Source organism: Anaerolineae bacterium, assembly GCA_016931895.1.
Taxonomy (GTDB): domain Bacteria; phylum Chloroflexota; class Anaerolineae; order 4572-78; family J111; genus JAFGNV01.
This window is the reverse complement of record JAFGDY010000208.1, coordinates 1-11,961: the sequence shown is the minus strand read 5'-3', so window position 1 is coordinate 11,961 and position 11,961 is coordinate 1. Positions and strand designations below refer to the sequence as shown.

The window sequence follows — 11,961 nt, the reverse complement described above, 5'->3', positions numbered from 1 at the left end:
ATAATGGCGACGAAAGATAATTCTTCCATTCTCTCCCTCTTTCAACTCACCAACGACCAACTGGCCGCAACCACGGCCCGCGACACAGCTATCTCCGTTACTGCCGGGGCGGGGTCGGGCAAAACGCGGGCCCTGGTGGGACGCTATCTTTCTCTGTTGGAGTCGAAATTTCCGCTGCGCTCTCTGGTGGCCATCACCTTCACCGACAAAGCTGCCCGCGAAATGCGTAACCGGGTGCGCGGCCTCACCGCGCAGTGGTTGGCGCAGGCAGAAGCGACCCCTGACCGGCAGTTGTGGCAAGAAGTATTCAGCGCCCTGGACTCGGCCCGCATTAGCACTATTCACGGCCTATGCGCCGTCATTCTGCGCACCCACCCCGTTGAGGCCGGTCTTGACCCAGGCTTTGTCGTGCTGGACGAGGGTCAAAGCGCCCTCTGGCAGGCGCACGCGGTGGAAGAGGGGTTGGCCTGGGTGACCACTCAGCCGGAAGTGGCGCAGTTGTTCAGTTTTTTCCAGGAAGGGCAACTGCGTGATTTGTTGGCGGAATTGCTGGCGCGTCGTCTGGATGCCGAATCCACCCTGGCCGCAAAACCGGATGATCAACTTCTGGCAGAGTGGTCCGCCGTATTGAACCATTGGTTGGCCATCCGCCTGGCCTGGCCCGCCTGGTCAGAATCCCTACGAACGCTGGCTGCCTTACAGTCCCAAAATGAGGATGACAAACTGGAGGTCGCCCGTCGGGCGGTGCTGGCCTGTTGGGACCGGGCCGCTCAAGCCCAGGCCAATCGGGACTGGCCGGTTGTATTTGAGGCGTTGGTGGCCCTGCGAGGTGCCGTTTCCACCGGCGGGCAAAAAGGCAACTGGGCGGCAGCCGATCTTGAGGCGGCGCGAGAAGCTATGCGCGCCCTGCGCGACCATTTTGACCAGGTGATCGGTCGCCTGGTTGACCCCAAAAAACCGCCGAGCTGGGCGCTTGACATGCAGGCCGCCGCCCTGCTGCCCCTGGTGCGGCGTTTGTTTGAGTACACATGCGCCGTTTACCGGGGCTACAAAAACAATGCCCAGGCCCTTGATTTTGACGACCTGGAGCAGATGACCGTTCGCTTATTAGTCGGCCATGAATCTGTCCGCGCTCGCTGGCAACAGGAGATTCAGGCCGTGCTGCTGGTGGACGAATTCCAGGATACCAACCAACGCCAGCGGGAGATTGTGTACGCCCTGGCCGGTTTTGAGCCGGCTGAAACCGCAGTGCCTGCTCAAAATGGGGAGGGGGCGAAAAAAAGGAATAGACAAGTACTATCTCCCAACTCTCCTATCTCCCAGTCTTCCCTGTTCGTGGTTGGCGACGCCAAACAATCCATCTATAGGTTTCGCGGTGCGGACGTGGCCGTTTTTCGTCAGGTGCAAACGGATATTCAGGCGGCAGGGGGCGCTCTTATTAATTTTGACCTGACCTTCCGGGCGCACAGCGCCCTGGTTGGCCTGACCAACGTGCTTTTGTCGCCCCTGATGCTCGCCGAAGATGACCCCGTCCGCCCCTTTGAGGTGCCCTTTGCCCCGCTGGTCGCCTTTCGCCAGGAGCCGCGCCAGGGTATAAAATCCCCTTATCTTGAATTTCAACTTGGCCTGGGTGCGGACAAAAATGAAGGTCGGCGGGCCGCCGCTGTTGGCCTGGCGGATCATTTGCATAAACTGCATGCTGCCGGCCAAATCTACTGGCAGGACGTGGCTCTGCTCTTCCGGGCCAGTACGGCCTTTGGCGTGTATGAAGACGCCCTGGAGCAGGTGGGCATTCCTTTTGTGACCATTGCCGGGCGCGGTTTTTACAACCGGCCGGAAGTACGCGATTTACTCAATGCCCTGGCCGCAATCGCCGATCCCACCGACGACCTGGCCCTGGCCGGGTTGCTTCGTTCGCCCGCCATTGGCCTTAGCGATGCGGCCCTTTATCAATTGCGTTGGGCCGAAGACAATACCCGCCGTTCTTTTTGGCCGGCTTTACACAATGGCCAGGCGCTGGCCGCGTTGGCTAAAGATGAACAACAGCGAGCTGCTTTTGCCTGCCGGATGATTGGCGCCTTGCACGCCCAGGTGGGACGGGTCTCGGTGGCCCAGGTGCTCAAACGTTTTTTGGATGAAACGCATTACCGGGCCATTCTGCGGCTGGTTCCCGGCGGAGAGCGGTTGCGCCGAAATGTTGACAAACTGCTGGCCGACGCCCACCGCAGCGAAGTGGTCAATATTTCCGAATTTTTGGAATATCTTGAGGCGCTAAGCGACGTTGGCGCGCGGGAGAGCGAGGCTCCTACCGAAGCGGGTGGTGCTGTGCAATTGATGACCATTCACAAAGCCAAAGGTCTGGAGTTCCCGGTGGTGGTGTTGGCCGATGCCGGCTATACCGGCGGTTTTCACGCCATACCCTTTTACCTGGATCAGGAATTGGGGCTGGCCCTAAACCTGGCCAATGCCGAAACCCAACCGGCTATCTTTCGCCTGGCCAGTTACCGCGAGGCGGAACAAAAGGCAGCCGAGGAACGGCGGTTGCTCTACGTGGCTGTCACGCGGGCCCAGGAAAAGATTATTGTTTCCGGCAATGTAAAATTGAGTACGGCCAAACAAACTGCCGTTCAACTTCAAGGCAGCGGCTGGCTGGCCGACCTGGCCGGGGTCGTTGGCCTGAATGAAATACAGTTGGCCGAACCGCCCGCCGCCGCCCAAACTATCTCCCTGGCCTGGCAAAACGGCGCGGTGGGTTGTACCGTTTATCCTCCTCCCAAAAACATCGGCCTGGTTTTGTCTGAAGACCGTTCTCCGGTTCCTGTCTCCCGGCCGCTGTCCCTTGATCTCTTGGCGCCCTTAACTTTACCCCCTTCTGCCGAGTTGGATGAAAAACTTCAGGAATGGGAGAGTGACCCTCCTCCCCGGGTTTGGCGGGTGGTGCCGGACAGTGAATACGATGTGCCGGCCTGGGTGGTCGGCAGCCTTACCCATATTGCCCTGCGTTACTGGCATTTTCCCGATGCAGAGGATTTTCCCGATTTCTTGCGTCCCTTTGCCCTGGATGCCGGGCTGACCGATCCGGTCAGCATTGAGACAGCCTTAAAACGGACCGCCAGATTGTTGGCCCGTTTTCAAGCGCATCCACTCTACCAACAATTAGCCGTGGCCGAACGTCATCACGAAGTGCCCTACAACCTGATGCTGGAGGGGCAATTACACAGCGGCATCATAGACCTGTTGTTCCGCACCGCGCCCGATACTCCCTGGACGATTGTTGAATTCAAAACAGACCGGCTGCCCCCAAAGGTCAATCTGCAAACATACATTGCTGAAAAGGGTTACGACCGGCAGGTCCAGGCTTATCGCCAGGCTGTTGCCCAACAACTGGGCAGCGAACCCCAGGTTTTATTGGTTTTTTTGAATGTGGAACAATCGGTCCAAACATTGTTGTTGCCCTAAACGTTGACAGTCCTGATTTGTGGGCTATACTCACCTTAAGCGTCAAAAACACCGGCCTATTGTTACAGATAAAAGTCATTCACGATTTTTTGAGGAGGCAAAAAAATGACCATAAAATACACCTGGATTGGACACGGAACTCATAATTTGGAAATTGGTGGCAAACAAATTCTGATTGATCCTTTTTTCACCGATAACCCAACAACCGATGTATCTCCCGGCACGGTAAAGGCGGATTACATTTTGGCGTCCCACGGCCATGGCGACCATGTGGCTGATTTGGTCCCTATTGCCAAACGCACCGGGGCCAAAGTGATTGCCAATGCCGAGATTGCCGGTTGGCTGAAGGGTAAACAGGGCCTGCCCGCCGGCCAGGTGCATGGGCAGCATATTGGCGGGGGGTATCAACACGAATTTGGCTACGTTAAATTGACCATTGCCCATCACGGCTCCGGCCTGCCGGATGGCAGCTACGGCGGCAACCCGGCCGGTTTCCTGATTACGGCGGAAGGCAAAAAGATTTACCTGGCCTGCGACACCGGCCTTTTTGGCGACATGCAGCTTTACGGCCAGGAAGGCGTTGACCTGTTTGTGCTGCCTATTGGCGATAATTTTACAATGGGCCCGGATGATGCGTTGAAGGCCGTCAAATTGGTTAAGCCCAAAATGGCTGTGCCTACCCATTACAATAGCTGGCCCGTGATTGAGCAAGACGCCGAGGCCTGGGCCAAGCGGGTTGAAGCCGAGACTGATACCAAAGTGTTCGTGTTGTCGCCCGGCGGTTCGCTGAACTTGTAGCCAACAAAAATTTATCCCTTGTTTGAGGGGTATCCCAGATTTTTGGCTATTTGTAGAGACAGGACATTATCCTGTCTCTGCAGACCAAAAAATTGAGACAGACCCCCTTATTTGTTATTCATTGACACCCCTTTCTGCCGAGAGTACAATATCCTAACAGAAAGGGGTGATTTTATAATGACATTCTCTTCATCGCAGCAAGCCACGCTGCAAGAGGTTCTTGATACCGCCACGGTTGAGGGCGAACTCTACGAAAAGCTGGCAGACGATAAAGTCCGTTGTTTTGCCTGTGGACATCGCTGCGTGATCTTTCCGGGCCGCCGGGGTATTTGCCAGGTGCGCTACAATGAAGGTGGCGTACTGCGCGTGCCCTTTGGTTATGCCGCCGGCGTGCAAAGCGACCCCGTGGAAAAGAAACCCTTCTTCCACGCCATGCCCAGCAGTAATGCCTTAACCTTTGGCATGCTCGGCTGCGATTTGCAGTGCGGCTACTGCCAGAACTGGGTTACCAGCCAGGCCCTGCGCGATAAAGCCGCCGGAGTCGCGCCAACTCAGGTTACGGCTGAAAGCCTGGTGCAATCCGCCCAACGCACAGAGGCGCGGCTGGTAGTGAGCAGTTACAATGAACCGCTCATTACCGCGGAATGGGCGGTGGAGGTTTTTAAGCAGGCCAAAGCCGTTGGCCTGGTAACCGGCTTTGTCTCCAACGGTCACGGCACCCCGGAGGTGTTGACTTACCTCAAACCCTACACCGATTGTTACAAAGTTGATCTCAAGTCTATGCGCCAGGAAAACTACCGCGAGTTGGGCGGGCAGCTCAAACACGTGCTGTGGACGATTGAAGAACTCTACCGGCGCGATTTTTGGCTGGAAGTGCTGACCCTGCTTGTGCCGGGTTTCAACGACTCCACCGAGGAGTTGTGGGAAACCGCCCGTTTTATTGCGGGAGTGTCGCCGGAGATTCCCTGGCATGTGACCGCTTTCCATAAGAATTACAAGATGACCGAACCGGATAACACCACCTCGGCCATGCTTATTCGTGCTGTTGAAATTGGGGTGGAGGCGGGCCTGCACTACGTTTACGCCGGCAACCGGCCCGGCGAGGTGGGCAATTGGGAAAATACTTATTGCCCCAAATGTCAAACGCTCTTGGTTGAGCGTTATGGATTTGTCGTTTTGAGCTATCATCTGACCGATGAGGGCGCGTGTCCAAAATGTAACCACCCTATCCCCGGCATCTGGCCCCGGTCTGCCCATAAGGTTCAAACCGGTTCCCCCGCCGCTATTTTTTCACGGCGGCCAATAAGAGTGAGGATTTAGATGCAGCCATTACAACTGGTCAAAATTCAACAGCATTTTGAATGCCCGGTTATTGCGGATATACCGGCTACTCTCACCGCTGAGCTGAGCCGGATAGAACCCTTGATTCACCCGAATACCAGTATTGCCCTGGCCGTGGGTAGCCGGGGCATCGCCGGTATCGCCGAAATTGTCAGAACAACGGCTGATTTTATCAAAAGTCGGGGCGGTCTGCCCTTTATCATCCCGGCAATGGGCAGTCACGGGGGGGCTACGGCTGAAGGACAGATAGAGATTTTGGCCAGTTATGGTATCACCACGGCAGCGATGGATGCGCCTATCCGCTCGTCAATGGAAACCGTAGAGTTAACCAAAAACGATAGCCCTAATCGTGTTTTTATGGGCCGTTACGCCTATGAAGCAGATGGCGTTATCCTCATCAATCGGATCAAACCCCACACCGATTATCATGGTCTTTATGAAAGCGGCCTGGCCAAAATGTGCGTGATTGGCCTGGGCAAACATGCCCAGGCTCTGGAAATTCACAGTTTTGGCGTTTATGGTCTGCGGGAATTGATTCCATTAACGGCCAAACAGATTCTGGCCACCGGCAAAATTATAGCCGGGATTGCCCTGGTGGAAAACGCTTACGATAAAACAATGGTGATCAACGTTCTCAAAGCTGACGAAATAATGGTTGAAGAACCCAAATTGTTGGAAACGGCCAGGGCCAACATGCCTAAATTGCCGGTTGACAAAATTGATATTTTGATGGTTGACCGGCTGGGCAAGAATATCAGCGGCGTGGGACTTGATCCCAACATCATCGGCCGTATCAAAATAAGGGGTGAAGCAGAGCCGGATCGGCCCCTAATCAAATCAATCATGGTCAGTGATCTGACCGAAGAGACGCACGGTAACGCCTTGGGCCTAGGATTGGCCGATGTGATCACCCAAAGACTGTTCAATAAAATTGATTTGGCGGCCACTTATGAGAATATCGTTACCAGTTCCTTTCTGGAAAGGGGCAAAATCCCCTTGATTGCTCAAAATGATGGGCAGGCCTATGCCTGGGCGCGCCGGGGTTGTGGTTTGATCCCGGAGGGGCAGGAGCGGGTTATCCGTATTCAGGATACGCTGCACCTGGACCAAGTTTATGTATCAAAAGCTGTTCTGGCCGAGATAATTTCCCGGCCTGACCTTGAAGTGAGCGGCGAGCCGGTTGATATGTTTGATAGCCACGGGAAAATGCTTGCTTTTTAGGATGGGCCATCGTTTGGGATACACCAAGCCCCTCCTGGGCTGGCATCAAATAAGGAGGTTTTTATGTGGCATTTAACCCGTACTTCCTCGGAGACCAGAGCGGCTTTTACCGCCGGCACAACCGAATTGTTACAATCTACCTTGCGTAATCTTATTCTCATTACGGGGGGTGTCTATCTGACCTGGTATTATATGGTTTTTGGCGGGAACTTTTCTATCGAACTCTACCGGGCTTTTTTCCCCATAACCGTTGTGATTCTGTTAACCTGCGCTCTTTCTCTCTGGTTACTGCCAAAACAACTCTTGGTGGCCGAGACTGTTTGGCTGGTTGGCCTGGCCATTTCAATTATGCTGGCTATATATGCTTCTCGGCAGCCAGAGGTTGTTTTTTTATATGCGCTGCTGCCCTTGATGGCTGTGCTTATTGTGGGTTGGCCGGCGGGGTTGATTGTGGAAGGTTTGGTGATAGGGTTAGTGGCATGGTTTGTTTATGGCCCGGAGGTGCCCCTGCTGCGCCCCGGTTATGGCCTGGCCACGATTGTTGGCGGAGCCTTTACCGGCCTCCTGGGCTGGGCCACCACCCATACCCTCCTGACGGTGACTCAGTGGTCTCTTTTTAATTTTAGACAGGCCCAGGAAAGAATGGAGGAGATTCGGGAACGGCAGGTGGAACTCAAGCAGGCTCAGGATGATTTGCTCTTGGCCAACCAGGAATTGGCCAGATTGTCCGACCGGCTCAAGGCTCTGAATCAGGTTGCCCAGGAGGCCCGCCGGGCCAAAGAAGAGTTTGTGGCCAATGTGAGTCACGAACTGCGTACTCCCTTGCACATGATTATTGGTTTTGCCGAAATGATTACCCAGTCTCCCCAGGTTTACGGCGACAGTTTGCCGCCCGCGCTCCTGGCCGACATCACTGCCATCCAGCGTAACAGCCAGCAATTGGTGAGACTGGTGGATGATGTGCTTGATCTTAGCCAGGTTGAGGCCGGGCGGATGGCCCTGAGCAAAGAATGGGTCAACATTTCTGAGATTGTGGATGCGGCCACGTTGGCCGTACACGCCCTTTTTAAATCCAAGAGACTTTATCTGGAGACGGAAATTCCGCCAGACCTGCCCCCGATGTTCTGCGATGGCACCCGCGTCCGTCAGGTCATCATCAACTTGCTCAGCAATGCCGGGCGTTTCACCGATCAAGGCGGAGTGCGGGTAAAGGTTTGGCGAGAGACAAATGATATTTTGATGAGTGTAATTGATACAGGCCCCGGCATTGCTCCCGAGGACCAGCAAAAACTTTTTGAACCTTTTCAGCAGCTTGATGGCTCTCTTCGGCGCCGGCATGGCGGCAGTGGTTTGGGATTGAGTATCAGTAAACGATTTGTAGAAATGCACAAGGGCAAGATGTGGTTAGAGAGTGAAGTGGGTCGGGGCACCACTATCACTTTCAGCCTTCCCCTGGAAGCGCGTCCTCCCCTTCAGACCAGCACGGATGCAAAACGTTGGTTCAATCCTTACGAGCAATATGAAGCCCGTGACTGGTGGCCCAAGGTGCCTGTACCCAAGTTAATTCCCCGGTTTGTGCTCTTGGATACGGGGAATACACTGCAACGTTTGTTTACTCGATATCTGGATGACGTTGAAATTTGTCCGGTGAGAGATCTGGAAGAGGCCATTAAGGAGATAACCCATTCCCCGGCGCAGGCACTTATTGTGAATACGCCTTCGCTCAAGCAAGGACCAATCCCCCTGGATCAGTTGAATAACCTTCCTTTTGGCACCCCTATCCTGGCTTGTTGGGTACCCGGTGAAGATGAAGTGGCGCAACGATTGGGGGTAGTGCGCTACCTGGTTAAACCAGTCACCCGCGAGATATTGTTCTCAACGTTAGCAGACCTGAGTGACGAGATCAAGGATGTGTTGCTGGTAGATGACTCCCGCGAGGTGCTCCAGCTCTTTGCCCGGATGTTTTCTGCAACAGACCATAGCTACCGCGTTTTGCGAGCCACGGATGGACAACAGGCCCTTGAATTGTTACGTAAAAGACGGCCCGATGTGATGCTCCTGGATTTGATTATGCCGGGTATGGACGGTTTGGAGGTGTTAGAGGAGAAAAGTCAAGATCCAACCATTTATGACATTCCGGTGATAGTGATTTCTTCCAGAGATCCCACCGGCGAGGCCATTGTGAGCGACCGGCTGACCATCACCCGAAGTGGCGGGCTGTCGGTGCGAAGATTACTGGCCTGTATTCAGGCTATCAGCGAGGTTCTGTCCCCTTCATTTCGATTTGGCGCTCAAGCGCAGCCAGAAAAGCCTGCCGCTGAACCGGCTTGGGAATAAACGCATCGGCTCCCAGAGAGAGGGCCAATTCTTCTTGAGCCAAGATGGTGCAAACGATGATGGGCGTGTGCTCTGCCGCCGGGTGTTGTCGCAGCCGTCCCAACAGTTCCCAGCCATCAATTTGAGGCATCATTACATCTAACACAATGATTTGCGGCTGCAACTGTTCAACCAGGTTTAACGCTTGTTCCGGATCTTGCGTACTCACCAGCCGGTATCGGCTGCCTGTGGTGTAACGTTGCAGCAGTTGTAATGTGTCTGCATTATCGTCAATGGCCAGCACTGGCGTTTGCTCCACCGCAGGTAGAGTAAGGGTTGTCTTGAAGGGAACGTTGTCTTTGGAAAGGGTCAATTGGCCACCGCTGAGGCTGACCATTTGTTGGGTCATCTCCAGGCTGGTTTTTTGTTGATCCGAGAAAGGAGTGGCCGGAGAGGCACAAGAACTGCATTGCAATTGAATTTGAACTTCCCAACGATTAAATTGGGCCGAGATGATAATTTTACCTCCCGGCGATCGGTCTATAGCTACGGTGAGTAAGTTAAGCAAAATCTGGCGTAAGGCAACCAGATGGATAACTAAAGCGGGAAGGTCATTGGCAATAGAAACTTCCAGGCGGACCCCATGCTGAGTAGCTAACGGTCGAACTAGATCTAAGACCACTGGCAGGGTTTGTTGCAAGTCTGTTGTACTTTCGGGGGGAACGTTTTTTAACCAGGCCAACTCATCATTAACGGCGGCATCGGCTGTTGGTGTTTGGATAGGGTCAGTTTGCGATTTTGGTTTTTTGCCAATTTCTGTTTCCAGGTGGAATTGTTCCCACAAGCGGTAAGCCAGTACTTCCAGGGCGGCATCCTGTTCGCGACGCAAGTGGCGGACGCTGACGTCAAATTGATCGGCTACTTCTTTCTGGCTAAAATGCTCTACATACCGATACAAGAGAAGTTCATAAATTCGCCGGTTGGGTGAGAGCGATGATGCCTCGGCCTCTGTCTGCAGGGTTTCGATGGCTTCGATCAAAATACTTTGTAATTGGGAAGAGGTATCAAACCGTTCTGCCAGCCCAAATAGGTCGGCTAACGGGCTTTGCCGTAAAAATTTGGGGTCATAAAGATGATTTAAAGCTTCTCTTAAGTGTTTTAAAAATTCTTTTCTGGAGAGCATGTCCTTTTTTTGGCCTCTTTTTGGCCTAATCCAGTCCTAAAGTACCTGACAATAGGTACATTTTATTGTATTATATATTGTACCTTAACCACTGGCAACTATTTATTTTCCCCAAACTTTGAAAACAATGTCGCTGACTAAGCCAGTCTTTTTAAGTATTGTCAAACCGTTTTGGTGTGCCTCACTCGCCCCCCTTGGCGTTTTAATATATCCGTTTTTATAGCAAAAGAAAGGAGGAAGATAGCAGATAAAATAAAGTCACCCGGTTTTCAATATCAATAATAACTAACCTAAATCTATTAAATCAATGAAGAGGAGATAACAACAATGCAAAAGCAAAAATTGAGTCGTCGTGATTTTTTGCGCATCAGCGCTTTGACCACCGCCGGGGTGGTGGCTACCGCTTGTGGTGGCGCCCAACCAGCGGCACCCGCTCCGGCAGAGCAACAGCCGGCTGCTGCTGAACCCGCCGAAGAGCAGCCCCAAGAAGAAGCCCCCCCAGCAGAAGCTGTTTCGTTGTTGTATTGGTATCAGGCTGAAAACCACAAACCTGAGTATGACCGGCGCACGTCAGAACTTGAAGACAAGTTTGGCCTTAGTCTGACCTGGGAAATCTTAGACCGCGATGCCATGACCAAAAAATTCCCCACTACCCTCATGGCCGGCAGCGGCTTCCCCGACATCATCGAACAGAATAATGAAGACATCAACAAGTTCATGAAAGGCACAGATGCTGAAATTCCTTTTGTGAAGTTGAATGATGCCATTGCCGCCAGCCCCTACGATGGAAAAGTTCTACAGAGCCGCTTTGACCGCTACACCAAAGACGGCAATGTTTATGGCGCGCCTCATGATGTTCACCCGGTCTTGTTGCTCTACCACGATGCGGGCTGGAAAGAATACGGGGTTGACCTGGAAACCGTGAAGACGTGGGACGATTACATTGCTGCCTGCGAAGCGGTGGGCGCAGGGACGACGATGGCCGATGGCCGGCCTCGCTACGCCGTTATGGAAAGCATCTACTCGGCCGGCGCCGCCACCCTCAGGCTGCAAAATGGCGTTTGGTATACCGGCGAGGATGGGGAACCCATGATCACCGCTCCCGGTTTTAAAGCTGCTTACGAAACCTGGATCCGCATGAATCCTTACCGGGTTGACATTGATTGGGGCAACCAGGTAGCCATGTTCAAAGATGGCCAATTCCTCTCCCAGTTTGTGCCGGACTGGCTGTATGGTATTCATAAACAGGGTACCGCCGATGACGCTGCCTTTGTGGCCGATTCGCCCATGCGGCTCAAATTTGTGCCTGATGGGCCCAAAGCAGGGAGTTGGGGTGGCGCGTCCGGTTCGGTGGTCAAGCAATCCAACAATATTGACAAGTCCATCGAAGTTCTGCTCTATGTCTACTTTGAAGATGGCGAAGGCCAACTGGCCCAACGCTTTGTGGATACTGGCATCTTGCCTCCAGTGCCTGGCAACTGGGAAAATCCCATCTATGAAGAAGCAGTGCCCTACGTTGGCGGTCAGCAAGCCGGCAAGATCTTTATTGACGCGGCCAAGGCTCTGCCCAGCTACACTGAGAACTGGAAGACTAATCTGGTCGGCAATGCCTGGAGCGAGCAGGCGACCCTCTGGATTGGCGG

The 11,961-nt window shown here is 53.6% G+C and carries 7 protein-coding genes; 6 read left to right on the top strand and 1 reads right to left on the bottom strand.

What is annotated here, in order from left to right; all coding sequences use genetic code 11:
• Nucleotides 1-3 precede the first annotated feature (3 nt).
• The 5 genes from JW953_15215 to JW953_15195 all read left to right on the top strand — a co-directional run bounded on the left by JW953_15215 (nucleotide 4) and on the right by JW953_15195 (nucleotide 9,156).
• Nucleotides 4-3,459, top strand: a complete 3,456-nt coding sequence (locus tag JW953_15215; GenBank protein ID MBN1994045.1) for a UvrD-helicase domain-containing protein — start codon at nucleotides 4-6, stop codon at nucleotides 3,457-3,459.
• Nucleotides 3,460-3,564: 105 nt separating this feature from the next.
• Nucleotides 3,565-4,257, top strand: coding sequence for a metal-dependent hydrolase (locus JW953_15210; protein MBN1994044.1), 693 nt, complete (start codon nucleotides 3,565-3,567; stop codon nucleotides 4,255-4,257).
• Between the two features lie 177 nt (nucleotides 4,258-4,434).
• Nucleotides 4,435-5,577 (top strand): AmmeMemoRadiSam system radical SAM enzyme, encoded by a 1,143-nt coding sequence (gene amrS / locus JW953_15205; protein ID MBN1994043.1) that lies wholly within the window; start codon nucleotides 4,435-4,437, stop codon nucleotides 5,575-5,577.
• Complete coding sequence (locus tag JW953_15200; GenBank protein MBN1994042.1) at nucleotides 5,578-6,819, top strand: DUF2088 domain-containing protein; 1,242 nt, start codon at nucleotides 5,578-5,580, stop codon at nucleotides 6,817-6,819.
• A 63-nt stretch (nucleotides 6,820-6,882) separates the two neighbouring features.
• A complete protein-coding gene (locus JW953_15195; protein ID MBN1994041.1) occupies nucleotides 6,883-9,156 on the top strand; it encodes a hybrid sensor histidine kinase/response regulator in 2,274 nt (757 codons plus the stop codon).
• Here JW953_15195 and JW953_15190 read toward each other — a convergent pair.
• Entirely contained in the window at nucleotides 9,074-10,318 is a 1,245-nt protein-coding gene (locus tag JW953_15190; protein MBN1994040.1) for a response regulator, read from the bottom strand. The two genes, JW953_15195 and JW953_15190, sit on opposite strands and share 83 nt — an antisense overlap.
• A 327-nt stretch (nucleotides 10,319-10,645) precedes the next feature.
• On the opposite strand from JW953_15190, the gene JW953_15185 reads away from it, so the two are divergent.
• Nucleotides 10,646-11,961 (top strand): extracellular solute-binding protein (locus JW953_15185; GenBank protein MBN1994039.1); only part of this gene is annotated, 1,316 nt, incomplete at its 3' end.

Coding starts and splice junctions, on each gene's coding strand:
- JW953_15200 (MBN1994042.1), top strand. CDS start 5,578: ATGCAGCCATTACAACTGGTCAAAATTCAACAGCATTTTGAATGCCCG.
- JW953_15210 (MBN1994044.1), top strand. CDS start 3,565: ATGACCATAAAATACACCTGGATTGGACACGGAACTCATAATTTGGAA.
- JW953_15190 (MBN1994040.1), bottom strand. CDS start 10,318: ATGCTCTCCAGAAAAGAATTTTTAAAACACTTAAGAGAAGCTTTAAAT.
- amrS (MBN1994043.1), top strand. CDS start 4,435: ATGACATTCTCTTCATCGCAGCAAGCCACGCTGCAAGAGGTTCTTGAT.
- JW953_15195 (MBN1994041.1), top strand. CDS start 6,883: ATGTGGCATTTAACCCGTACTTCCTCGGAGACCAGAGCGGCTTTTACC.
- JW953_15215 (MBN1994045.1), top strand. CDS start 4: ATGGCGACGAAAGATAATTCTTCCATTCTCTCCCTCTTTCAACTCACC.